Raw genomic sequence first — 22,874 nt, forward strand, 5'->3', positions numbered from 1 at the left:
GCTACCGGCGTCGCCCACCGGGCCCGTCGTGTTACCCGCGCGCGCCGTAGGGTGGACGGATGAGCGAGCGAGAGCAGCGGGCGGGGGTGCCCTCGGATCTCCCGGATCTGGTCGACCCGGTCATGATCACGGCGTTCGAGGGTTGGAACGACGCCGGTGAGGCCGCCAGCTCCGCGCTGGAGCATCTCGAGCTGAGCTGGGACGCCGAGCCGCTCGGCTCGATCGACCCCGAGGAGTACTACGACTTCCAGGTCACGCGGCCGCTCGTCCGGCTCGCGGGCGGCGTCACGCGGCGCATCGAGTGGCAGACCACCCGGCTCTCCACGGCCAAGCTCCCGGGCAGCGGCCGGCACGTCGTCCTCGTCAACGGCATCGAGCCGAACCTGCGCTGGCGCTCGTTCTGCGCCGAGCTGCTCGAGTACGTCGACCGGCTCGGGGTGACGAAGGTCATCAACCTGGGCGCCATGCTCACCGACGTCCCGCACACCCGGCCCACCCCGGTCCGCGGGACGGGCTACGACACCGCGTCGGCGAAGAAGATGGGCGTCGAGCCGTCGACCTACCAGGGCCCGACCGGCATCGTCGGGGTGTTCCACAGCCTCTGCATCGAGGCGGGCGTGCCCGCGCTGTCGTACTGGGCCGAGGTGCCGCACTACGTCTCGCAGGCCCGGGTGCCCAAGGCCGCCATCGCGCTGCTGCTGCGCGTCGAGGAGGCGCTCGACGTCGAGGTCCCGCTGGGCGGGCTGCCCGAGCAGGCCGAGGAGTGGGAGCGCACGGTCAACGAGATGGCCGACGCGGACGACGAGGTGCGGGAGTACGTGCGCCAGCTCGAGCAGCAGGCCACCGAGGACGACGAGGAGAAGCCGGTCGACCTGGCCGAGGCCAGCGGCGACGAGATCGCGGCCGACTTCGAGCGCTACCTGCGCCGGCGCGGCGGCCCCGGCGGCGGGAGCTGACCGAGGAGGCGCTGCGCGGCGTGTCGCTCCGGCGGGCCGGGCTCTACCTCGGCGGCTTCCTCGGGCCGTTCGGGGGCGGGGTCACCACGGCCATGCTGCCCGAGCTGGGGACGAGCTACGGCGTGTCCCCCGGGACGGCGTCGGCCTCGCTCACGGCGTTCCTGCTGCCCTTCGCCGCGGCGATGCTGGTCTCCGGCACGTTCGGCGAGCGCTGGGGCCGCAGCCGGACCGTCCGCGCCGCGTACGTCCTCTACACGCTCTCCTCGCTGGCGTGCGTGGTCGCGCCGACCTGGACGTTGTTCCTCGGGGCGCGGGCGCTGCAGGGCGTGGCCAACGCCTTCACCACCCCGCTGCTGATGGCCGCGTTGGCCGCGTCCGTCGCGCCGGAGGCCCTCGGTCGGGCGCTCGGCTGGTACGGCTCGCTGCAGGCCGCGGGCCAGACGTCGGCACCGCTGGTGGGCGGGCTCGCGGCCGAGGTGGACTGGCACTACGCCTTCTACGGCGTCGCCGCGGTGGCGCTCGCGCTCGCCGTGGTCGGGATCCCCGCCGACGAGCGCGGGGCCGCCCGGGCGCGGGTGCCGCTGCGCAGCGCGTGGACGCCGGGCGTGCTGCGGCTCGGGCTGATCGCCGCGCTGGGCTGGGGCTGCCTGGCGAGCCTCGGCTTCCTGGTCGCGCTGCGCCTGGTCGACGTCTTCACCCTCGACGCCGGCCCGCGCGGGCTCGCCCTCACCGGGCTCGGCGCGATGGGGATCGTCACGGCCCGGCTGGTGGGTGCGGGCGTCGACCGGCTCGGCGCGCGGCGGTGCGTGCTGGCCGGCGCGATCTCCGGAGGGGTGCTGCTCGCCGGCGTCGGGCTCGCCCCGGTGCTGTGGCTGCTCGTGGCGTGCTGGGCGCTCGCCGGGATCTCCAGCCAGCTCATCCTCGTCGGGGTGAACGCGCTGGTCCTGACCCGGGAGGGCGGCAACCGGGGCGGGGCGGTGTCGGTGGTGCAGTCGATCCGCTTCTTCGGCGCGGCCGCCTCCCCCGCGGCGCTGCCGCCCGTCTACCACGCCGACCCGCTCGCGGGGTTCCTCGTCCCGGCGGGCGTGCTCGCCCTCGTCACACCCCTGGCCCTCCCCCGCCCGGTCCCTGCCGAGGATCCGCCCGACACGGCGAACGGCACTCTCGCTCAGTAGGTGGGCACGAGCGCGCCGCTCGCTCCTGCGACCCCACGATCACGCACGGCGCCCTCGCTCACGAGGTGTGAGCGAGAGCGCCGTTCGCCGGGGTCAGAGCGTGATGCCGAGCAGGGCGTCGATCGCGGTGCGGGCGAGGGCGGGGGCGACGGGGTCGGTGCCGCGGCGCTGCAGCGCCTCGGCGGCCCAGGCGTCGACGGCGGCGAGGGCACGCGGGGTGTCCAGGTCGTCCGCCAGGTGCTCGCGCAGGCTCGCGACCAGCCCGGTCGCGTCGGGCGCCGCGTCCAGCGAGACGGCCTCGCGCCACCGCGCGAGCCGGGCCTCGGCCTCGGCCAGCAGCTCGTCCGTCCAGGGCCGGTCCTCGCGGTAGTGCCCGGAGATCAACGCCGCGCGGACCGCGTTGGGGTCGACGCCCTTCGACCGCAGCTTCGACACGAACACCAGGTTGCCGCGGGATTTCGACATCTTCTCGCCGTCGAGCCCGATCATGCCGCTGTGCACGTAGTGCCGGGCGAACGGGTGGTCCCCGGTCAGCGCCTCGGCGTGCGCCGCCCCGCACTCGTGGTGCGGGAAGATCAGGTCCGAGCCGCCGCCGTTGAGGTCGATCTGGGTGCCGAGCCGGTTGAGCGCGATCGCCGCGCACTCCACGTGCCAGCCCGGACGGCCACGGCCCAGGTCGGACTCCCACGCCGGCTCGCCGGGGCGCTCCATCCGCCAGAGCAGCGCGTCGACCGGGTTGCGCTTGCCGGGCCGGTCCGGGTCGCCGCCGCGCTCGCGGGACAGCCGGACCATCGTCTCCTCGTCGTAGGTCGACTCGTAGCCGAAGTGCCCCGTGGCCGCGGAGTCGAAGTAGACGTCCGGGTACTCGGGGTCGTCGATACGGTAGGCGGCGCCGTTGACCAGCAGCTTCTCCACCAGCTCGGCGATCTCCGGGATGGCCTCGACGGCGCCGATGTAGTCCCGCGGCGGGAGCACCCGCAGGGCCTCCATGTCCTCGCGGAACAGCGCCGTCTCGCGCATGCCGAGGACCACCCAGTCGTCCTGGTCGCGCTCGGCGCGCTCGAGCAGCGGCTCGTCGATGTCGGTCACGTTCTGGACGTAGTGCACCTCGTGCCCGAGGTCCCGCCACAGCCGGTTGACCAGGTCGAACGCCAGGTAGGTGGCCGCGTGGCCGAGATGGGTGGCGTCGTACGGGGTGATCCCGCAGACGTACATGCTCGCGGTGGCGCCGGGCGCGGTCGGCCGGACCCGCGCGGTCGAGGTGTCGTACAGGCGGAGCGGCGGTCCGCTCCCCTCGAGCACGGGGAGGTCGACGGGAGCCCAGGTCTGCATGACGTCCACACTAAATGCTCACGCGGGGTGTTCCGGGCCGTCGCCCGGCACGGTCACACCGTCCGGGCCCGCGCGACGAACGTGAACCGGTCCCCGCGGTACACCGACCGCGTCCACTCGACGGGCCGGTCGTCGGCCGTGTGGCTCAGCCGCCGGACGAGCAGCAACGGGTGCCCCGTGTCGACCGCGAGCAGCTCGGCCTCGCGCGGATCGGCCAACCGGCTCTGCACGGCGTCCTGCACCCGGTCGACCCCGCGGCCGTAGGCCTCGCGCAACGTGGCGTAGAGCGACCCTCGCGCCTCGAGCTCGGCCGCGAGCCCGGGCAGGTCGCCGGCGAGCCGGGCGGTCTCCAGGGCGAGCGGCACGCCGTCGACGAGCCGGACCCGCTCCACGACCTGCACCGGGTCCCCGGCCGCGAGGCCCAGCCTGCCGGCGGTCTCGGCGTCGGCCGGCTCGGTGCGGACGTCGAGGATCCGGTTGGCCACGCGCTCGGGCCCCAGGTCGTCGGTGAACGACGTGAGCTGCTGGACCTCGACGAGCAGCGGCTCGGCGATGTAGGTGCCGCTCCCCTGCGTGCGGTCCAGCCGCCCCTCGGTGACCAGCTCCGCGATGGCCTGCCGGACGGTGGTCCGGGACGTGGCGAACCGCTCCGCGAGCTCCCGCTCGGTCGGCAGCGCGGTGCCCGGCGTGCCGGCGTCGACGAGGCCCAGCAGCGCCTGCTTGACCGTCCAGTACCGCGGCACCCGCACACCGACCCCCTTGACGCTCGAATTGGTCTATGCCAACCTACCAGGCATCGCTTTGGTATAGACCAATCAGAGGGGCTACACGACCGTGGGATTCATCGGGGAACTGCGCGGCTCGTCGAGGCTGGGACTCCTCGTCGCCGCCTCCGCCGCGACCGTCGGCGTCATCTACGGCTACGACCAGTCGAACATCGCCGGTGCGCTGCTGTTCATGACCGACGAGTTCGGGCTCAGCACGCGCCAGCAGGAGCTGGTCACCACGGCAGTCGTCGTGGGCCAGATCGTGGGCGCGCTCGGCGGCGGCGCGCTGGCCAACCGGGTCGGCCGCAAGCCCGCCATGATCGGCGTCGCGGCGACCTTCGGGCTGTTCTCGCTGCTCTCGGCGCTGTCGGTGAGCGTGCCGATGCTGCTCGTGTCGCGGGTGCTGCTGGGCCTGACGATCGGCGTGTCGATCGTGGTCGCGCCGGTGTTCGTGGCCGAGTCCTCCCCCGCCCGGGTCCGCGGCGGGCTGCTCGTGCTCTACCAGGTGGCCACGGTCGTCGGGATCATCGCCGGCTACCTGGTGGCCTGGGCGCTGGCCGGCACCGGGAGCTGGCGCTGGATGCTCGGCCTCGCGGCCGTGCCCGCCGCGCTGGTCACGCTGATGATCGTGCGGCTGCCGGACACCGCCCGCTGGTACGCGATGCGCGGCCGGCTCGCCGAGGCCCGCGCGGTCCTGGAACGGCTCGACCCGGGTGCGGACGCCGACGCGGCGCTCGCGGACATCACCGCCGAGTCCGGCGGGACCCGGCGCAAGGGCGTCTGGCGCGAGATGCTGCGCAAGCCCTACCTCCGGGCCACGCTGTTCGTCGTCGGGCTGGGCTTCTTCATCCAGATCACGGGCATCAACGCGATCGTCTACTACTCCCCGCGGATCTTCGAGGCGATGGGCTTCAGCGGCGACGCGGCGCTGCTCGGGCTGCCCGCGCTCGTGCAGGTGGCCGGCCTGGTCGCCGTCGTCGGATCGCTGGTGACGGTGGACCGGATGGGCCGCCGGCCCGTGCTGCTCGGTGGGATCGGGATCATGGTGCTGGCGAACGTGCTGCTCATCGCGGTGTTCGCGACGGGAGGCGGCACGGTGCTCGGGTTCGTCGGGCTGGTGCTGTTCACCGTGGGCTTCACGTTCGGGTTCGGCTCGCTGGTGTGGGTCTACGCCGGGGAGGCCTTCCCTGCCCGGCTGCGCTCGCTCGGCGCCAGCACCATGCTGACCGCCGACCTCGTGGCCAACGCCGTGGTCGCGGCCGTGTTCCTCACCCTGCTCAACGGGCTCGGCGGCGTCGGGACGTTCGTGGTGTTCGGGGTACTCGCCCTGCTGGCCATGGTGTTCGTGCACCGGTACGCGCCGGAGACCCGCGGCCGGGAGCTGGAGGCGATCCGCCTGTACTGGGAGAACGACGGCCACTGGCCGGCCGCCCCGAACCACACGGAGCGGGAGACCGCGCGATGAGCGACCTCCTCGCGCTGGACATCGGCGGCTCGACGACGCGGGCGCTGCGCTGCACGGACGGGCGCCGCCGCTCCTCGGAGACCGGCTCGGCCAACCTCGCCTCCGTCGGCGACGCCGAGGCCGGGCGCCGGCTCGACGCGGCGTTCGCCGGGCTCGGCGACCTCACCGGCGTCGAGGCGGTGTGCGCCGGGGCGGCGGGCGCGGACTCCCCCGCCACCGTCGCCCGGCTGACCGCCCTGCTGTCCGAGCGCGTCCCGCACGCAAGAGTCCTGGTCGTGCACGACACCCAGCTCATGCTGGCGGCCGCCGGGCTCGACGCGGGCGTCGCACTGATCTCCGGCACCGGCTCGGTCGCGTGGGGCCGCCGGCCCGACGGCGGGCACTTCCGCGCCGGCGGCTGGGGCTACCTGCTCGGCGACGAGGGCAGCGGGTGGTGGGTGGCCCGCGAGGCCGTGCGGCACGCGCTCGCCCGGCACGACCGAGGTCTGCCGCACGACGCCGTGACCGCCGCCCTGCTCACCGGCTGCGGGCTCGAGGGCTGCGACCAGCTGCTCGACCACGTCTACGGGCGGCCCGACCGCCGCTACTGGGCCGCGCGGGCCGACGCCGTCGCCGGGCTCGCGCCGGGGGACCCGGCGGCCTCCGCGATCCTCGGTCGCGCCGCCGACGCCCTCGCCGACCTGGCCCGCTGCGTGCTCGACCGGCTCGACCTGCCCGGTCCGGTCGTGCTGGGCGGCGGGTTCGCCGTGCACCGCCCGCTGCTGCAGCGCCTGCTGCGCGACCGCCTGCCCGGCGTGGACCTGCAGGTCCTGCGCACCGAACCCGTCCTCGGCGCGCTGCACCTCGCGCGCGCCCTGGCGAGCGCCCCGGAGACCCCGGCCGGCGCCGTCCCCGTCCTGGAGGAGACCCCGTGACCACGACCCTTGGCCGCCCCGGTGCGCTGATGGCCTCGGAGACCGCGGAACAGCCCGCCGTCTGGCGTCGGCTGCTGGCCGAGTCCGGCCCGTCGGGCGCCTCCGGGGTCGACGCCGCGGCCGCGCTCGTGCGCCGCCGGTCCCCGCGGTTCGTGCTGCTGGTCGCCCGCGGCACCAGCGACCACGCCGCGCTGTACGCGAAGTACCTGGCCGAGATCACGCTCGGACTGCCCGCCGGTCTGGTCTCGCCGTCGACCTTCACGGCCTACGGCGCCCGGCCGGACCTGCGCGACGTGCTGATGATCGCGGTCAGCCAGTCCGGGGGCTCGCCCGACCTGCTGCGCACGCTGGAGGTCGCGAAGGCCGGCGGCGCGCTCACGGTCTCGGTGACGAACAACGCCCGGTCTGCGCTGGCCACGACCGCCGACGCGCACGTCGACGTCCTCGCCGGACCGGAGCGTGCCGTGGCCGCCACCAAGTCGTACACGGCTCAGCTGTTGGCGCTGTACCTGCTGCTCGGCGGTGCGCCGGCGGCGGCCGCGCCGCTGCCGGACCTGGGGGCAGGCGTGCTGGACCGGGACGCGGAGGTCGCCGCGCTGGCGACCCGGTACCGCTTCGCCGAGCGGATGATCACGACCGGGCGCGGCTACTCGTACCCGACCGCCCGCGAGGCGGCGCTGAAGCTGATGGAGACCGCCTACGTCTCGGCGCAGGCCTTCTCCGGCGCCGACCTGCTGCACGGCCCGCTCGCGCTGGTGGAGCCGCGGGTCCCGGTGCTGGCCGTGGTGTCCGCGGGGCCGGGCGGTGAGGCCTTCCGCCCGGTGCTCGACGCCCTCGCCGAGCGCCGCGCCGACGTGCTGACGGTGGGGAGCGCCGCCGTGTCGACGGCCGGCGGCGCGGGGATCCGGCTCCCGGAGACCTCCGACGCCCTCGCCCCGCTCCTGGAGATCCTGCCCTTGCAGCTCCTGGCCCGGCACGTCGCCGTCGACCGCGGCGGCGACCCCGACGCACCGCGGGGCCTGCGGAAGGTGACGGAGACCCTGTGACCCCCGACCCCGTGAGTGGCGACCGCCCCTCTAGCGGCACTCTGCACTCACGACCCCCGGTGAGCAGCGACGTCGCCGTCCTGGCCGCGGACACCGTCGTCCTGCCCGGCTCGTGCGGGCCCGGGTGGATCGGCATCGCGGGCGAGCGGATCGTGGCGACCGGCATCGGGCGCCCGCCGCGGCCCGCGGACCGGGAGCTGGGCGCGGCCGTCGTCGTGCCCGGGTTCGTGGACCTGCACGTCCACGGCGGGGGCGGGGCCGCCTACACGACCGGGGACCCGGAGGAGGCCGCCCGCGCGGTGGCCTTCCACCGCGCCCACGGCACCACCACCACGCTCGCCTCGCTGGTCACGGCCACGCCGCAGATGCTGCGCCGGGCGGTCGCGGCCCTTGCCGGGCTGGTGCAGGACGGCGAGATCGCGGGCGTGCACCTCGAGGGGCCGTGGCTCGCCGGGGGCCGCTGCGGCGCACACGACCCGGCCCTGCTGCGCGACCCCGATCCCGCCGAGCTCGACGCCCTGCTGGGCACCGGAGTGGTCCGGATGGTCACCCTCGCACCGGAGCGGGAGGGCGGGCTCGACGCCGTCCGGCGGGTGGCGGGCTCGGGCGCCCTCGCCGCCGTCGGCCACACCGACGCGGGGTACGCGCTGGTCCGGGCCGCGATCGAGGCCGGGGCGCGGGTCGGCACGCACCTGTTCAACGCGATGGCCCCGCTGCACCACCGCGAGCCCGGCCCCGCCGCCGCTCTGCTCGGCGACCCGCGGGTGACGGTCGAGCTGGTCACCGACGGGCTGCACGTGCACCCCGCGCTGTGGGACCTGGTGCTGGCCTCGGCCGGCCCGTCGCGGGTGGCGTCGGTGAGCGACGCGATGGTCGCCGCGGGCATGCCCGACGGCCGCTACCGGCTCGGCGAGCTCGACGTCCGGGTCGAGGGCGGGGTCGCCCGGCTGGCCGGGCGCGGCTCGATCGCGGGCAGCACGGCCACCGGCGACGCCCTGTTCCGCCGCATCGTCGAGAACGCGCCCGACCGGGCGTCGGGCCTGGTCAGAGCGGTGGCGATGACGGCCTCGACACCCGCGGCGACCCTCGGGCTCCCGGTCGGCGTACTGGAACCGGGCCGCCGGGCGGACGTCGTCGTGCTGTCGCCCGAGCTCAAGGTGCGGGAGGTTTACCGGCGCGGGGCGCGTCTGGCACCGCCCGCGTAGGGCGATGCCGGCCGGACCGGACGGGCGGACCGTGCGGCCCCATGACCGCATTGGTGCGCCGGCACCGCCTCGTCGCGTTCTTCGTGCTCACCTTCGTGCTGTCGTGGTGGTCGTGGCCGTTCCAGGCGGTCGACCTCGCCCCGGTGGCCCACTGGAGCTGCGGCCCGCTGCTCGCGGCGCTGATCGTGGCCGGGATCGCCGACGGCCGGGCGGGCTACCGGGACCTGGGCGCGCGGCTCGTCCGGTGGCGGGTCGGTGCCGGGCCCTGGGCCTTCGCGATCGTCGTCCCGCTCCTCGTGCTCGCGGTGGCCGTGGCGCTGAACGTGGCCGTCTGGGGTGCACCCGCGCCCGACCTCGCCCGGATCGCCTGGGGCGACCTGGCCCTCGTCGCCGCCGTCCGGCTCGTCAACCCGCTCGACGGGCCGATGGGCGAGGAGCCGGGCTTCCGCGGCTACGCCCTGCCGTGGCTGCAGGTCAGGCGGACGCCGCTCACGGCGGCGCTGGTCCTCGGGCCGATCGTGGCGCTGTGGCACCTGCCGCTGGTCGTCACCGGGCAGCTGGCCCCGGTCGGGCTGCCGGTGACCGTCGTGATCACGGTCGTCTACGTGTGGCTGTTCGACCGGGCGCGCGGCAGCGTGCTGCTCACCCTGGTCTTCCACGTCCTGCAGGGGACCGTCGGCTACGCCGTGCTCGGCCTCACCGGCGCCGACGCCGCACGGATGGACCTGCTCACCGGTGCGCTCTGGACCGTGCTCGCCGTGGGCCTCGCACTCGACCCGCGGATGCGCGGAGCGGCCCCGGACGAGGCGACGGTGACCCGGCTCGCGGCGCGCACCGCCTGACGGCGGTCACCACCACTCCCGCGGCAGCCGCGCCTCGATGTCCCGGACATGTTCTCGGGCGCAGGCCGGGCAGAGCGCGCTGTCCCGCCCGTCGGGCTCCCGCTCGACGCTCCAGGCCAGGCGCGCGGGATCACCGGGCTCGACCGTCGCCCCGCAGCGCTCGCAGGTCCACATGCCGCTCCCCTCTTCCGCGAGTCGGCACTCTCGCGTCACCGAACCAGACATTCCCGTTCCCCCGGGATGTGCACCTCGGTCGCACGAGCCCGCCGACTCGCGGGATCAGGCGGGGACGGGCGTGGCGGCCGGCTCGTCTGCGTGTCGGGCCAGCCGGCCGGCGATCGCGGCGCAGGCCATCAGCTGGATCTGGTGGAACAGCATCAGCGGCAGCACGAGCAGCCCGACCTGCGGGCCCGCGAACAGCACGCCCGCCATCGGCAGCCCGCTGGCCAGGCTCTTCTTCGACCCGCAGAACAGGATCGTGATCCGGTCGGCGCGCGGGAACCGACGCGGGACGAACCAGGTGATCGCCAGGACGACGCCGAGCAGCACCACGCACGTCGCGAAGAGGGCACCCAGCGCCGCCGGGGAGAGCCGCCCCCAGATCCCCTCGACCATGCCCTCGCTGAACGCCGCGTAGACGACCAGCAGGATCGAGCCGCGGTCGACGACCTGCAGGTACTTCTTGTTCCGGGCGACCCAGCCACCGATCCAGCGGCGCAGGAGCTGGCCGAGCACGAACGGCGCGAGCAGCTGCAGGGCGACGTCGACGATGGCGCCGCCGGAGATCCCGCCCTGTGAGGAGAGCAGCAGGCCGGTGAGCAGCGGGGTGATCACGATGCCGAGCAGGTTGGACAGCGAAGCCGCGCAGATCGCCGCCGGCACGTTGCCGCGGGCCACGGACGTGAACGCGATCGACGACTGCACCGTCGACGGCAGGCAGCACAGGAACAGCACGCCCAGCTTCAGCTCGGTGGGCAGCACCGCGGACGGAACGAGCTGGATCGCCAGCCCGAGCAGCGGGAACAGCACGAAGGTCGCCAGCACGACCGTGCCGTGGAGCCGCCAGTGCTTGAGCCCCTCGATGGCCTCGCGGGTGGACAGGCGCGCGCCGTAGAGGAAGAACAGCAGGCCGATGGCCACGGTCGTCGCGTGCCCGACGCCGGTCGCGACGGCCCCGCGCGCGGGCAGCAGCGCCGCGATCCCCACCGTGAGGAGGATCAGCACCAGGAACGTGTCGATCCGGACCCGGTCCCGGAGACGCTTCAACCGCTGCAGCACGCGTCCTATCGTCCGCCGCCGGCGCTCATTCGGAAACACGCACACCGCTCTCTCTGTCATCACGCCGTACGATGAGCAGATGTTGGACCCGGTGCTCCTGCGCTCGTTCGTCGCGGTCGCGCGCACGTTGAGCTTCACCCGCGCCGCGGCCCGGCTCGCCGTCCGGCAGTCGACGGTGAGCCAGCACGTCCGCAAGCTCGAGGCCGAGGTGGGCCGCACCCTGCTCGCCCGCGACACCCACACCGTCGCCCTCACCCCGGACGGCGAGGCGATGCTGGAGTTCGCCACCACGATCCTCGACACCGGCGAGCGGGCCCTGGCGCACTTCCGCGGCGCACGGGTGCGGGGGCGGCTGCGGTTCGGCGTCTCCGAGGACCTCGTGCTCACCCGGTTGCCGACCATCCTCGATGGGTTCCGACGCCGTCATCCCGAGGTGGACCTGGAGCTGACCGTCGGGCTCAGCGAGACGCTGGAGGCGGAGCTCGACCGCGGCGAGCTCGACCTGCTCTTCGCCAAGCGCTCCCCCGGCCGGACGGGCGGCACGCCGGTCTGGCACGACCGGTTCGTCTGGGTGGGCGCCCCCGGCTACCGGCCCGACGACGGCGCGATCCCCCTGGTCAGCTACCCGCCGCCCAGCCTGTCCCGGGCCGCGGCGATCGCGGCACTGGAGGCCGCGGGACGGCCGTGGCGCATGGCCTGCACCAGCGGCTCGCTCTCCGGGCTGCGGGCGGCCGCACTGGCCGGGCTCGGGGTCGTCGCGCACGCGGAGACGCTGCTCCCCAGCGGCCTCGCCCCGGTCCCCGGGCTGCCGCGCCTCGGCGAGTTCGACTTCACCCTGCAGACCGGCCGCCGCGCCCTGACCGCCCCGGCCGAGGCCCTGGCCGGGGCGATCCTGGACAGCGCGGGCACCCTTCGAACCGCCGCGGACCAGTGAGCGAACGGCGCTCTCGCTCATTTGGTATGAGCGAGAGCGCCGTTCGCTCACGCTGGGCGCGGTGGGGTCAGGAGCGGCGCTTCAGGTAGTCCGCCACCACCTCGGCGCCGAGGCCGTCGAGGGTCGGGTTGACCACCCGCCCGCCGACCCGCTTGGCGACGTCGTCCATGAACACCGCCAGGCGCGGGTCGTCGCCCAGCACGAAGAACGTGAACGCCGCCTTGAGCGAGGCCAGCTTGTCGAGTTCCCCGATCGTCGCCCGCAGGGTGTATGGGCTGGGCGGGTAGTCGAAGTAGGCCTCGCCGTCGGGCTCCAGGTGGGCCGTCGGCTCGCCGTCCGTGACCACGAGGACCACCGGGGTGGCGTCGGAGTTCTTGCGCAGGTGCTGCCCGGCCAGCAGGAGGGCGTGGTGCAGGTTGGTGCCCTGGGCGTACGCCCCCTCCAGGCCCACCAGCTCCCCCAGCTCGACGGACTGCGCGTGCCGACCGAAGGTCACGAGCTGCAGCGCGTCCCCGCGGAACCGGGTGGAGATCAGCTGGTGCAGGGCCAGCGCGGTGCGCTTCATCGGCACCCACCGGCCCTCGGCGACCATCGACCAGCTCGTGTCGACCAGCAGGGCGACCGCCGCGCGGGTGCGCTGCTCGGTCTCGACGATCTCCACGTCGCTGACGTCGAGCGCCCGCGGGTCGCCGGCGGCCCGCCGCAGCTGGGCGTTGAGCAACGTCCGCGGCACCGACCAGGCCTCGGTGTCGCCGAAGGCCCACGGCCGGGTCGCCCCGGTCGCGTCCCCCGCCGCACCGGCCCGGCGGGTGTCCCGCTGCCCGTTCCTCCCGCTGAGCTGCTCGACGACGTCCCGCAGGATCGACTGCCCCAGCCGGCGCAACGCCTTGGGCGACAGCAGGAGTGACCCGTCGGCAGCCCGCTCGAAGAGGCCCTGCCGCTGCAGCTCGCGCTCCAGCTGGGCCAGCGTGCGGGCGTCGACCCCGGCCTGCTCGCCGAGCATCTCGGTGAGCGCGTCGAGGTCGATGTCGTCGAGCCGGGCGCCCGGGTAGCTCTGCGAGAGCTGCTCGGCCAGCGAGTCCAGCCGGCCCAGCTCCTCGAGCGCCCGGGTGGCCTCGCCCATGCCCATCGGGTTCTCCCCGCGGAACCGCCCGGAGCCCTCCCAGTCCTCGCCGGGCCGCATGGCCTGCAGCATCGAGTCGAGCCGGGCCATCTGCTGGGCCAGCCGCGGGTCGCCGAAGGCCTGCTGGGCCAGCTCCATCAGCTCCGCGCGCTGCTCGGCGGACATCGAGTTGAGCATCCGCTGCGCCGCCGCGGCCCGCTGCGCCAGCAGGTCCGCCAGCTCGTCCGTGTTCTGCGGGTTCTCGGGGAAGAAGTCCCCGTGCTTCTGCATGAACTCGCGGAACTCGTCCGTGGTGTCCTGGCCGGCCGCGTGGTGCTCGAGCAGGTCGTTGAGATCCGACATCATCTCGTGGATCCGCTCGACGTCCTCGGGCGTCGCGTTCTCCATCGCCTGCTTCATGCCCTGAAAGCGCTGGTCGAGCATCTCCCGGCCGAGCAGGTCGCGGATGTCCTCGTAGGCCTGCCGGGCCTCGGCGGACCGCCAGTCGTACTCGTTGAGCTCGCGGACGGCGCCGCCGGTGTCGTTGGGCAGCGCGTCGAGCTGCATCTCGCGGAACCGGGCGTCGTCGGAGTCCTCGTTGCCCAGCGACTCCCGCTCGGCGTCGAGGGCGCGCTGCAGCAGCTCGCGGACCTCCTGCAGCGTGCCGTCGAGCCGGTTGTCCCGCTGCAGGTTCCGGCGGCGCTCCCAGACCTGCCGGGTCAGGTCGTCGAGCCCGCGCCGGCCGTCGAGCCCCCTCCGGAGCAGCTCCTGCAGCGCCTGGCGCGGCGAGGAGCCCTCCATGACGTCCCGGCCGATCTGGTCCATCGCCGACCGGATGTCGAACGGCGGGGCGAGCGGGTCCGGCCCGCCGGCGTACGGGCCGTACGCGTAGCGGAGCCGTCTGCGCCGCGGATCAGCCATATTCGACCGTCTCTCCGTCGTCGGTCTCGTCCTTGGCGAGCTTGCGGGTGAGGAACAGGTACTCCAGTGCCAGCTCCGCGGCGCTGGCCATCGGGCCCGGGTCCTCGGTGCCCTCGGCGCCGAGCCGCTTCGCGACCTCGGTGAGCGAGTCGACGGTCGGCAGCTTGGCGACGACCTCGGCCGCCGGCACCCGCTCGCCGGTGCGGACCGGGCGGGTGGCGACCTCGTCGGCCAGCTCGCCCAGGTCGACCCCGCGCAGCGCGAACCGGGCGGTGTCGGCGGTGGCCCGGCGCAGCAGGTGCTCGAGGATCTCCTCCTCGCGGCCCTCCTCGCCGGACTCGAACTCGAGCTTGCCGCGGAGCACGGCGGGCACGGCCTCGAGGTCGACGGGCCGGGCGTACGCGCGGGCCTCCCCGGTCAGCGCCGCGCGCCGCAGGGCGGCGGCGGCGACGGTCTCGGCGGCCGCCACGGCGAACCGGGCGGACACGCCGGAGCCCTGGTCGACCGCGCTCGACTCGCGCAGGTGCCGGGTGAACCGGGCGACGACCTCGATCAGGTGCCGCGGCACCTCCGCGGCCAGGTGGGCCTCCTGGACCACGAGGTCGACCTCGTCGGACACCTCGAGCGGGTAGTGCGTGCGCACCTCCGCGCCGAAGCGGTCCTTGAGCGGCGTGATGATCCGGCCGCGGTTGGTGTAGTCCTCGGGGTTCGCGCTCGCCACGAGGAGCACGTCGAGCGGCAGGCGCAGCGTGTAGCCGCGGACCTGGATGTCCCGCTCCTCCATGACGTTGAGCAGCGCGACCTGGATGCGCTCGGCGAGGTCGGGCAGCTCGTTGATCGCCACGACGCCGCGGTGCGCCCGCGGCACGAGGCCGAAGTGGATCGTCTCGGGGTCGCCCAGCGAGCGGCCCTCGGCGACCTTGACGGGGTCGACGTCGCCGATCAGGTCGGCGACGGCGGTGTCCGGGGTGGCGAGCTTCTCGGTGTACCGCTCGGAACGGTGCACCCAGCCGACGGGCAGGTCGTCGCCCAGCTCGGCCGCGCGCCGGACGGTCTCGGGCGCGATGGGCTCGTACGGGTGCTCGCCGAGCTCGGAACCCTCGACCACGGGGGTCCACTCGTCGAGCAGGTTGGCGATGGAACGGAGCAGGCGGGTCTTGCCCTGGCCGCGCTCGCCGAGCAGCACGACGTCGTGGCCGGCGATCAGGGCCCGCTCCAGCTGCGGGAGCACGGTGGACTCGAAGCCGACGATGCCCGGCCAGGGGTCGCGGCGCTCGCGGAGGGCGGCGAGGAGGTTGTCACGGATCTCGGTCTTGACACCCTTGAGCTCGTGCCCGGAGGCACGGAGGGCGCCGAGGGTGCGGGGAAGATCGGAAGGTGCGGTGAACGGCACGTCCTCCACGCTACGCCCGCGTCATGATTACCGCGCAACGTTTCGGCGTTCGCGCAGGTCAATGGACTAGTGACCGCTCGCGGAGCCGGCCGGGATCAGATCGGCATCGCACTCGGGAAGCGGGTGCGGAAGTCGAGGATGCGCACCTGCTCGGGTGACCGCGATGCGCCACATCTCGACCTCGGGCGGGAACCCGCTCACCCACGCCGTACCGTGCTCCGGGCCGAAGTAGCGTTCGGCTGCCTTCGCGTACTCGGCGCAGACGCCGGTGACCTTCGAGACGTGCGCCCGGCCCCTGACCGAGAGGACCTTGTACGGCCACTCCTCGGAGTCGATGGTGATCGCGACCGCAACGCCGTCGTCGAGCGCCTTCAGCTTGGGTGCACCCGGCAGCGTCGCCATGACGATCTCTGCGCCGTCCCAGTGGAACCAGATCGGCACTACCCGCGGAGTCCCGTCCCGCCAGGAGTAGGCCAGGCGGGCCGGGATCCTGGACGACAACAACTCACGGGCCACCGGATCGTCGAGGTCCGCGCGGGCCGTCCTGCTGTGGACGGCAGGGTCCGACGACATGTTCATGCACCTGCCCGACTCCCACCGCGGCTGACTCCCGACCACGGCAGAGGGCAAGGCTCGCCGCGCTCGAGCGCCTCCGCAATACGGAGGAATACGTACGGGGTCGTGAGTGCCGAGTGCCCCTCCAGCGGCAGTGGGCACTCACAGGAGGAGCAGCACCGTCGGGACCGCCACCAACGCGAGTGCGCCGAGGCGGACGGCCACGCGGGAGTACCAGGGCAGCGGGCAGGGGTGGGCGGTGATGCGCTCGATGCGGGCGTCGAGGGCGTCGGTGAAGGAGCTGAGCGCGGCAGCGGGGGCCGACCCGCCGACCGTCTTGAGTGCCCCGACGAGCTCGTGCGGCTCGGAGCGGCAGGCCGCCACGTCGTCCGCCCGCATCTCGATCAGCTCGGCCACCGCGACCTGGGCGCACACCATCCCGCGCACGAACGGGGCCGTGGCGCCCCAGGCGACGAAGGGCAGGACGACGAGATCGTGCCGCTCCCGCAGGTGCGACTTCTCGTGGGCGAGGACCGCCCACACCTCCTCCGGCGACAGCGCCTCCAGGACCCCGGCCGAGACCACGAGCCGGGAGCTGCGGCCGGGCAGGCAGTAGGCGACGGGCTGGGGGTGGTCGAGCACGCGCGTACCGGGCGAGTCCGGCCAGGGTGTGGCCAGCACGTCGAGCAGGTCCCGGTGCCGCCGGCGGGCGCGGACGGTCCGCAGGTACATCGTGCCCAGCACCCACACCAGCCGCGCGCCCACTCCGAGCGCCACGAGCATCGCGATCAGGTGGACGGCGTCGAGCCGGTCCGGCCAGTGCCCCTCGTTCCACTCCGCGAACAGCGCGCCGACGGCCGACGGGAGGGAGTCGCCGAGCGGGGACAGCCCGTAGACGACCCCGGAACCGACGAGCGAGAGCCCACCGGCCAGGCCGATCGCCTGCCACACGAGCAGCGCGCCGACGGGGTCGCGCCGGGTCCAGCGCGCCCGGGCGAAGGCACGGCTGACCGGCTCGGCGAGGAGGACACCGAGAAGGAGGAGGCCGAGCGCCGCGAGCGCCATCGGCCCATTGTCCGGGAGGCCGGGCGGGGCTAGTCGAGCAGGTCCCGCAACTTGCGCCGCTCCTCGTCCGGGATCGAGCCGAGGAACCGGGCGAGGGCGGCCCCGCGGTCCGGGGCGCCGTCGAGCGCGTCGTTCATCAGCTCGGCGACGTGGTCCTCGCGGCTCGCCGTGGCGCGGTAGTGGTGCGCCCGCCCGTCGCGCGTGCGGACGACGAGCTGTTTGCGCTCGAGACGGCCCAGCACCGTGAGCACGGTCGTGGTCGCGAGCTCGCGGTCGGCGAGCGCCTCCTGCACCTCACGGGCGGTCAGCGCGCCCCGTCCTTCGTGGGCTGCGGCCCAGAGGACCTCCATGACCGCACGTTCCAACTCACCCAGGCTCGGCACGGGATCGATTCTACTCGACGTAGAAGCCGACCGGCGCCAGAACTTAGGGTGTCCTTCACGTGACCTGTACCTCGTCGCCGACCTGGAGGTGGGTGAAGAACGCCTTCGCGTCGGCCTCGAGGAGCTTCACGCAGCCGGCCGACGGCGTGTCCTGCCGGCCCTGGTGGAAGGCGATGCCTCCGGGGGCGAAGAAGACCGAGTACGGCATCTGCACCAGGTACTCGCGGCTCGTGTACCGCTCGGCCTTCCACTGCACGGAGAAGGTGCCGAGCGGGGTCGGGTCCTCCTGGTCGCCGGTCTGCACCTGCACCGGCCCGCGGACGACCGTGCCGCCGTCCATCAGCCAGGCCTTGCGGCCGGCCACGTCGACGCAGGCCCGGGCCGTCGCGGTGCACGGGGTGCCGGCGACGCCGTTCGGATAGGTCGCGGGGGCCTCACCGCGGGCGGCGGACGAGCCCGACGACGCGGCCGGGGCCGCCGCACCGAGCCGGGTCGGCGCACCGGTGCCGGTGTCCTCGGCGTCGTCGGTCTCGTCGGTGCTCGGCGCGGGGTCCGGCTCCGTGGTCGCGTCCTCGTGCGTGCCCTCCGCCGGCTCGCTGTCCTCGGCGTCCGACGCGGGCGACGGGTCGAGCAGGCCGCCCAGCGAGGGCACCGCCGGGCGGGTGTCCGGCCGGGCCGCCGCGGGACCGAAGCCGACGAGTCCGACGACGAGGGCGACCGCCCCCGCCATCACGGCGCCGCTGACCGCCGCGGGTCGTGCCCGCCCGGCCGCCCGCCGTCCGTCCTGCCGGACCATCCTCACCTCACCTGCCGCACGTCCTTCCCGGCTCAACGACCGGCCGCCGGGGCGGGTGACGCCCGCGGCCGCGCCGAGGTGACGATCCGTCGACATCGAGACCTTCGGGTGAGACGGAGGTTCCACCCTCACGACCACCTGGCCGATTCGGCTACCCGGAGTGGTCGAGCAGGACCGAACGGAGCAGTGCTGGTGTCGGACGGGCCGGCGTCAGCGACCCTCGTAGGCCGGCACGCGCTTCTCCGAGCGCGCCGTCCGGCCCTCCTCGAGATCCGCGCTGCGCCAGCAGCCCTCGAAGGCGTCGGTGAGGAGGGGGTCCTCCTCCCCCAGCTCGACACGGTCGAGCACCAGCTTGTTGTAGGCCAGGGTGAGCGGCGCGAGGCCGGCGAGCTCCGCGGCGAGGGCACGGGCGTCGTCGAGCGCGCCGAGGCGGTCGACGAGGCCGCGGTTCAGGGCCAGCTCGGCGCCGACGGTGTCGCAGGCGAGCAGCAGCGCGCGGGCAGTGGCGCCGCCCGCGACCTGCGCGAGCCGGCGGATCGTCCACGGGTTCACGGCCAGTCCGAGCCGGGCGGTGGGCAGCGCGAAGACCGCGCCCTCCGCAGCGACGCGCAGGTCGCAGGCGATGGCGAGCTGCGTGCCGGCCCCGATCGCCGGGCCGTTGACGGCGGCGACCACGGGCACCGGCAGGGAGTGCACGGCCCCGAGGGCGGCGTGCAGGGCGTCCCGGAAGCCCTCGCCGTAGACCTCGCCGAAGTCGGCGCCGGAGCAGAAGCTGGTGCCGGTCCCGGTGACCACGACCGCCCGGACCGCGGCCGCCCGCAGCTCCTCGGCGGCGGCCACGATCCGCCCGCAGGTCTCGACGTTGAGCGCGTTGCGCCGCTCCGGCCGGTCCAGCTCGATCACGCCGACCCGGTCCGCCCCGACCGTCACGTTGACCGCCACGTCCACACTCCCCCTCGCCCGCCGACCGACCGGCCGAGATTACGAGGTGCGGGTGCCGGTCCGGGGCTAGGGTCCGGCGCATGGCGGAGCAGGGGCTGCGGATGGGGACACCGGCCGGGCGCTGGGTGTTGCTGACGACCGTCCTCGGCTCCAGCCTCGCGATGCTGGACGGCACGGTGGTCAACGTGGCCCTCGCGCACATCGGCGAGGACCTCGACGCGGGGTTCACCGGGCTGCAGTGGACCGTCAACGCCTACACCCTCAGCCTGGCCTCGCTGATCCTGCTCGGCGGGTCGCTCGGGGACCGCTACGGGCGGCGGCGGATCTTCGTGATCGGGGTCGTGTGGTTCGCGCTGGCCTCGCTGGCGTGCGGGCTGGCCCCGAACATCGAGACCCTGGTGGCGGCCCGGGCGTTGCAGGGGGTCGGCGGGGCGCTGCTCACCCCGGGCAGCCTCGCGATCATCTCCGCGTCGTTCCACGGCAAGGACCGGGCGGCCGCGGTGGGGGCGTGGTCCGGGCTCGGCGGCATCGCCGGCGCCGTCGGGCCGTTCCTCGGCGGCTGGCTCGTGGAGTGGACCTGGCGCGCGGTGTTCCTGCTCAACCTGCCGCTGGCGGTCGTCGTCGTGGCCGTGGCATTGCGGCACGTGCCGGAGAGCCGGGACGTGGCGGCGGCCCGCGGGCTGGACCTGTCCGGCACGGCGCTGGCAGTGGCCGGGCTCGCAGGCCTGACCTGGTCGCTCACCGAACTGGGCGCCGGCGTGCGCTCGGCCGCGGTGTGGGCCGCGCTGGCCGTCGGGATCGGCGCGCTGCTGGTGTTCGTGGTGGTGGAGCGGCGCTCCCGGCACCCGCTCGTGCCGCCGGTGCTGTTCAAGGACCGGGTCTTCACCGCCGCCAACGTCGTGACCCTGCTCGTGTACGCCGCCCTCGGGGCCCTCTTCCTGCTGTTGGTGCTGCAGCTGCAGATCGTCGCCGGGTTCCCGCCGGTCCTGGCGGGCGCCGGGCTCCTGCCCGTCACCGTCGTCATGCTGCTGTTCTCCTCGCGGTCCGGGGCGCTCGCGGAACGGATCGGGCCGCGGATCCCGATGACCGTCGGGCCGATCCTCGCCGCGTGCGGCCTGCTGCTCATGATGCGCATCGGACCGGCCGCGTCCTGGCTGCTCGACGTGCTGCCCGCGGTCCTGGTCTTCGCCGCGGGCCTCACCCTCACCGTCGCCCCGCTCACCGCGACCGTGCTCGACGCCGCGCCCGACCGCTACGCCGGGGCCGCCTCCGGCGTGAACAACGCCGTGGCCCGCGCCGCCGGGCTGCTCGCCGTCGCGGTGATCCCCGGGGTGGCCGGGATCGGCAACGCCGACTACTCCGACCCCGTGGCCTTCAACGCCGGGTTCCACACCGCGCTGCTGATCGGCGCCGCGCTGCTGGTTCTGGGCGGGCTGGTGTCCGCGCTGACGATCCGCAGCCGGCTGCGCGCGGAGGCCGAGCCGCAGGCCGAGCCGGTTGGGCCGCCGCTGGAGCGGATCCCGCTCGAGCGCTGCGCGCACTGCGGGATCTCGGCCCCGCAGGCCTACCCGCGCGACTCCACGGGTTCCTGAGCCCGCGCCGGTCGGCCCGCCAGGTCGCCCGCGAACCCGACGACGACCTGGTCGATCCGCCGCAGGGGCCGGACCGCCGCGAGCAGGTCCCGGCGCAGCCCGGGGTCGTCGCAGCGCGAGGCCCACGCCTCGGCGGCGTCGACGAGGTCCTCGGCCGACACGATCCCGTCCCCCGCGGCCGGCCCGCCGGGCCGCAGCAGGTCGCCGAGGCCGGCGATGTTGGCCCGGATCCGTTCGACGGCGGGGTCGAGTGTCGGCGCCCACCCCGGGACGACGATCCGGTCCGACAGCCGCGCGAGCGCGCGGGTGTAGTGGTCCACGGCCGTCAGCACCCGCAGGGCGCGCTGGTAGCTGCCCCGCCCGTGACGCCGAGGCAGCGGGTTGTCCAGTGGCTTCGCCCGCTGCCGCAGCGTGCCGAGCTTCTCGTCGGCGGTGCGGGCGAGCTCGACCGGCAGGCCGGTGGGTGGGCGCCCGGTCAGCCGGTCGACCGTGGCCTCGAGGGCCTCGTCGAGGGCGAGCACGGTGTCGTCGAGCGCCTCGCGGAAGGCGGCCCGGGTGTGCTTGGGCAGGATGACGAGCGCGGCCAGGGCGCCGAGCGCGCCGCCGGCTGCCGTCTCGATCACGCGCAGCACGAGCGTCTCGACCGAGAACTGCCCGATCAGGCCGTAGAGCAGGGCCAGCACCGCGGTGATCCAGAAGGCGAGCAGCCCGACGGAGATCCGGAACAGGTAGAGCGCGAGGAACACGCACGCCGCCAGCAGGATCAGCGTCGGGACCGCCCGGCCGCCGACGGCGAAGGCCAGCAGCATCCCCGCCACGACCCCACCGACGGTCCCGATCAGCCGCTGCCAGCCGCGGGCGAGGACGTCGCCGCGGCTCGCCGTGCCCGCGAAGACCACGAACGCCGCGATCACCGCCCAGTACCAGCGGGACGGGGAGATCAACTCGCCCGCCACGATCGCGAGGCTGGTGGCGACCCCGACCTGCACGGCCTGGCGGGTGGACAGCGCGATCCGGTCGACGGGCCGGCCCGGGATCTCCTCCTCGTCCTCGGGGTCCTCGCTCTGCTCGGCCAGCGTGATCGGGGCGGGGAGGGCGCTCTCGCCGCCCTCGAGCGCGTCGGCCAGCCGGATGACCGCGAACGCCACCCGCTGCTCGCGGGGCCGCGCACCGCTGTGCTCCTCGGCGAGCTCCTCGACGCTGCGCCGCGCCCCGGCGAGGACCGCCCCGCGCATCGCCTCCGGCGCACCGGTCGCGGTGGCCGAGGCGAGCCCGCGCACGCCGTCGAGCAGCGCCTCCCGCACCTCGGGCTCGAGCGCGCCCGGCCGCTCGGGGTCGTCGGCCAGCCGCCGGGTCGAGACCGCGAGCCGCTCGGCCGCCAGCTCCAGGTCGGCGACGGCGAGGGACAGCGCGCGCCGCGGGTCGTCCTCGCTGGCCTCCTCGTCCGGGTCCTCCCGCTCGTCGCGCAGCTGCTCGATCCGGTCGACGACCAGCAGCATCGTGTCGTTCAGCCGGGTTCGGCGGCGGTGCAGGTCCCGTAGTGCGGCGCCGATGTCCTTCTCGTCGTCCGCCGGCGCCTCGAGCACGTCGATGACGGCGAGGGCGAGGGCGTGCACGTGCGCCCGGACCGCACGGAGCAGGTCGTCGAGCACCTTCTCCGGCTTCTCGGCGAACACGAAGCCGCGCAGCAGGAGCGTCGACCCGAAGCCGACGGCCACCGCCGCCAGCAGGGTGGGCAGCTGTTCCGGCCTCGCCTGCAGGAACTGGGTGAAGAAGTAGGGCACGAACATCGCCATGCCCAGCGCCATCCCGCGCGGGCCGTACCGGCGGATCCACACCGCCACCATCATGACCAGCACGAACACCGTGTCCGAGACGAGGCGGTGCTCGGCCAGCAGGGTGCCGAGGACGGTCGCCGCGGCGGCGGGCAGCACCATCAGCGCGGTGGTGACGCGGCGCCGGTGGAGGTCCGGCTCGTTCACCGACAGGTTGCTGACCATCGCCAGCACCGCCGCGAACACCACGACGGTGACGGGCTGCCCGGTGAGCGCGTGGACGACGGACATGAGGGCGACGGCGAGCACCATGGCCGCCGTCGCCACCCCGGCGAGCCGCAGCCGGCCCAGCCCGGGGTCCACGCCCGTCACCCAGGTGCGCAGCTCCCCGATCCACGCCCGCCCGCGCACGGCTCGGAGTCTCCCACCGCGGTGA

Annotated in this window: 21 protein-coding genes; 9 read left to right on the forward strand and 12 right to left on the reverse strand. The window is 74.7% G+C overall.

The genetic code is table 11. The annotated features are described in order from the left end of the window. The first annotated feature begins 59 nt into the window (after positions 1-59). The gene (locus ACQP04_RS18675) at positions 60-956 is read left to right on the forward strand and encodes a PAC2 family protein (RefSeq protein WP_037038846.1); all 897 of its coding nucleotides are present in this window, start codon (positions 60-62) and stop codon (positions 954-956) included. A 20-nt stretch (positions 957-976) separates the two neighbouring features. Beyond that, a complete protein-coding gene (locus tag ACQP04_RS18680) occupies positions 977-2,131 on the forward strand; it encodes an MFS transporter (protein ID WP_433501856.1) in 1,155 nt (384 codons plus the stop codon). A gap of 93 nt (positions 2,132-2,224) precedes the next feature. On the opposite strand, the gene mshC is transcribed toward ACQP04_RS18680, so the two are convergent. Together mshC and ACQP04_RS18690 are read right to left on the reverse strand one after the other, a co-directional pair. Then, positions 2,225-3,463, reverse strand: coding sequence for a cysteine--1-D-myo-inosityl 2-amino-2-deoxy-alpha-D-glucopyranoside ligase (gene mshC, locus ACQP04_RS18685; protein ID WP_433501857.1), 1,239 nt, complete (start codon positions 3,461-3,463; stop codon positions 2,225-2,227). Positions 3,464-3,516: 53 nt separating this feature from the next. Then, positions 3,517-4,212, reverse strand: a complete 696-nt coding sequence (locus ACQP04_RS18690) for a GntR family transcriptional regulator (RefSeq protein ID WP_433501858.1) — start codon at positions 4,210-4,212, stop codon at positions 3,517-3,519. 85 nt (positions 4,213-4,297) lie between these two features. On the opposite strand from ACQP04_RS18690, the gene ACQP04_RS18695 reads away from it, so the two are divergent. From ACQP04_RS18695 to ACQP04_RS18715, 5 genes are read left to right on the forward strand one after another with little or no spacing between them, the layout of a single operon-like run. Next, positions 4,298-5,695 (forward strand): sugar porter family MFS transporter, encoded by a 1,398-nt coding sequence (locus tag ACQP04_RS18695; protein ID WP_433501859.1) that lies wholly within the window; start codon positions 4,298-4,300, stop codon positions 5,693-5,695. Beyond that, positions 5,692-6,609: an N-acetylglucosamine kinase gene (locus ACQP04_RS18700; protein WP_433501860.1), complete on the forward strand. Its 918-nt coding sequence runs from the start codon at positions 5,692-5,694 to the stop codon at positions 6,607-6,609. Before ACQP04_RS18695 ends, ACQP04_RS18700 begins: the two co-directional genes overlap by 4 nt. 29 nt (positions 6,610-6,638) lie before the next feature. Further along, positions 6,639-7,655, forward strand: coding sequence for an SIS domain-containing protein (locus ACQP04_RS18705; protein WP_433508393.1), 1,017 nt, complete (start codon positions 6,639-6,641; stop codon positions 7,653-7,655). 59 nt (positions 7,656-7,714) lie between these two features. Next, entirely contained in the window at positions 7,715-8,860 is a 1,146-nt protein-coding gene (locus ACQP04_RS18710) for an N-acetylglucosamine-6-phosphate deacetylase (RefSeq protein WP_433501861.1), read from the forward strand. Positions 8,861-8,901: 41 nt separating this feature from the next. Then, complete coding sequence (locus ACQP04_RS18715; protein ID WP_433501862.1) at positions 8,902-9,702, forward strand: CPBP family glutamic-type intramembrane protease; 801 nt, start codon at positions 8,902-8,904, stop codon at positions 9,700-9,702. A 6-nt stretch (positions 9,703-9,708) separates the two neighbouring features. Here the strand turns inward: ACQP04_RS18715 and ACQP04_RS18720 are convergent, their stop codons facing one another. After that, entirely contained in the window at positions 9,709-9,876 is a 168-nt protein-coding gene (locus ACQP04_RS18720; RefSeq protein ID WP_433501863.1) for a hypothetical protein, read from the reverse strand. A gap of 105 nt (positions 9,877-9,981) precedes the next feature. After that, a complete protein-coding gene (locus tag ACQP04_RS18725; RefSeq protein ID WP_433508394.1) occupies positions 9,982-10,977 on the reverse strand; it encodes a bile acid:sodium symporter family protein in 996 nt (331 codons plus the stop codon). An 82-nt stretch (positions 10,978-11,059) separates the two neighbouring features. Here ACQP04_RS18725 and ACQP04_RS18730 point away from each other — a divergent pair, with 82 nt between their 5' ends. Further along, on the forward strand, positions 11,060-11,914 hold the full coding sequence (locus ACQP04_RS18730; RefSeq protein ID WP_433501864.1) for a LysR family transcriptional regulator: 855 nt from the start codon (positions 11,060-11,062) through the stop codon (positions 11,912-11,914). A gap of 67 nt (positions 11,915-11,981) precedes the next feature. Here ACQP04_RS18730 and ACQP04_RS18735 read toward each other — a convergent pair whose 3' ends face one another. The 7 genes from ACQP04_RS18735 to ACQP04_RS18765 all read right to left on the reverse strand — a co-directional run bounded on the left by ACQP04_RS18735 (position 11,982) and on the right by ACQP04_RS18765 (position 19,071). After that, complete coding sequence (locus ACQP04_RS18735; protein ID WP_433501865.1) at positions 11,982-13,937, reverse strand: vWA domain-containing protein; 1,956 nt, start codon at positions 13,935-13,937, stop codon at positions 11,982-11,984. Next, positions 13,930-15,330, reverse strand: a complete 1,401-nt coding sequence (locus ACQP04_RS18740; protein WP_433501866.1) for an ATP-binding protein — start codon at positions 15,328-15,330, stop codon at positions 13,930-13,932. Before ACQP04_RS18740 ends, ACQP04_RS18735 begins: the two co-directional genes overlap by 8 nt. Before the next feature lie 66 nt (positions 15,331-15,396). Beyond that, complete coding sequence (locus tag ACQP04_RS18745; RefSeq protein WP_433501867.1) at positions 15,397-15,903, reverse strand: pyridoxamine 5'-phosphate oxidase family protein; 507 nt, start codon at positions 15,901-15,903, stop codon at positions 15,397-15,399. 144 nt (positions 15,904-16,047) lie between these two features. Beyond that, positions 16,048-16,950 carry a M56 family metallopeptidase gene (locus ACQP04_RS18750; protein ID WP_433501868.1) on the reverse strand — a complete coding sequence of 301 codons (903 nt, stop codon included), beginning with the start codon at positions 16,948-16,950 and terminating at the stop codon, positions 16,048-16,050. 29 nt (positions 16,951-16,979) lie between these two features. After that, on the reverse strand, positions 16,980-17,333 hold the full coding sequence (locus ACQP04_RS18755) for a BlaI/MecI/CopY family transcriptional regulator (RefSeq protein WP_232868589.1): 354 nt from the start codon (positions 17,331-17,333) through the stop codon (positions 16,980-16,982). A gap of 55 nt (positions 17,334-17,388) precedes the next feature. Then, positions 17,389-18,129, reverse strand: coding sequence for a L,D-transpeptidase (locus ACQP04_RS18760; RefSeq protein ID WP_433501869.1), 741 nt, complete (start codon positions 18,127-18,129; stop codon positions 17,389-17,391). Between the two features lie 210 nt (positions 18,130-18,339). Beyond that, positions 18,340-19,071 carry an enoyl-CoA hydratase gene (locus ACQP04_RS18765; RefSeq protein WP_433501870.1) on the reverse strand — a complete coding sequence of 244 codons (732 nt, stop codon included), beginning with the start codon at positions 19,069-19,071 and terminating at the stop codon, positions 18,340-18,342. Between the two features lie 80 nt (positions 19,072-19,151). Between ACQP04_RS18765 and ACQP04_RS18770 the strand changes: the two genes are divergently transcribed. Next, the gene (locus ACQP04_RS18770; protein WP_433501871.1) at positions 19,152-20,663 is read left to right on the forward strand and encodes a DHA2 family efflux MFS transporter permease subunit; all 1,512 of its coding nucleotides are present in this window, start codon (positions 19,152-19,154) and stop codon (positions 20,661-20,663) included. On the opposite strand, the gene ACQP04_RS18775 is transcribed toward ACQP04_RS18770, so the two are convergent. Further along, on the reverse strand, positions 20,636-22,849 hold the full coding sequence (locus tag ACQP04_RS18775) for an FUSC family protein (RefSeq protein ID WP_433501872.1): 2,214 nt from the start codon (positions 22,847-22,849) through the stop codon (positions 20,636-20,638). The genes ACQP04_RS18770 and ACQP04_RS18775 overlap by 28 nt on opposite strands. Between the last annotated feature and the right edge of the window lie 25 nt (positions 22,850-22,874).

This window comes from Pseudonocardia halophobica (genome assembly GCF_050948485.1).
Classification (GTDB): Bacteria; Actinomycetota; Actinomycetes; order Mycobacteriales; family Pseudonocardiaceae; genus Pseudonocardia; species Pseudonocardia halophobica.

Bases quoted from the DNA above. Each gene is read 5' to 3' on its own strand.
- ACQP04_RS18675 (WP_037038846.1), top strand. From the start codon at position 60: ATGAGCGAGCGAGAGCAGCGGGCGGGGGTGCCCTCGGATCTCCCGGAT.
- mshC (WP_433501857.1), bottom strand. From the start codon at position 3,463: ATGCAGACCTGGGCTCCCGTCGACCTCCCCGTGCTCGAGGGGAGCGGA.
- ACQP04_RS18700 (WP_433501860.1), top strand. From the start codon at position 5,692: ATGAGCGACCTCCTCGCGCTGGACATCGGCGGCTCGACGACGCGGGCG.
- ACQP04_RS18705 (WP_433508393.1), top strand. From the start codon at position 6,639: ATGGCCTCGGAGACCGCGGAACAGCCCGCCGTCTGGCGTCGGCTGCTG.
- ACQP04_RS18715 (WP_433501862.1), top strand. From the start codon at position 8,902: ATGACCGCATTGGTGCGCCGGCACCGCCTCGTCGCGTTCTTCGTGCTC.
- ACQP04_RS18720 (WP_433501863.1), bottom strand. From the start codon at position 9,876: ATGTGGACCTGCGAGCGCTGCGGGGCGACGGTCGAGCCCGGTGATCCC.
- ACQP04_RS18730 (WP_433501864.1), top strand. From the start codon at position 11,060: ATGTTGGACCCGGTGCTCCTGCGCTCGTTCGTCGCGGTCGCGCGCACG.
- ACQP04_RS18735 (WP_433501865.1), bottom strand. From the start codon at position 13,937: ATGGCTGATCCGCGGCGCAGACGGCTCCGCTACGCGTACGGCCCGTAC.
- ACQP04_RS18745 (WP_433501867.1), bottom strand. From the start codon at position 15,903: ATGTCGTCGGACCCTGCCGTCCACAGCAGGACGGCCCGCGCGGACCTC.
- ACQP04_RS18750 (WP_433501868.1), bottom strand. From the start codon at position 16,950: ATGGCGCTCGCGGCGCTCGGCCTCCTCCTTCTCGGTGTCCTCCTCGCC.
- ACQP04_RS18760 (WP_433501869.1), bottom strand. From the start codon at position 18,129: ATGGTCCGGCAGGACGGACGGCGGGCGGCCGGGCGGGCACGACCCGCG.
- ACQP04_RS18770 (WP_433501871.1), top strand. From the start codon at position 19,152: ATGGCGGAGCAGGGGCTGCGGATGGGGACACCGGCCGGGCGCTGGGTG.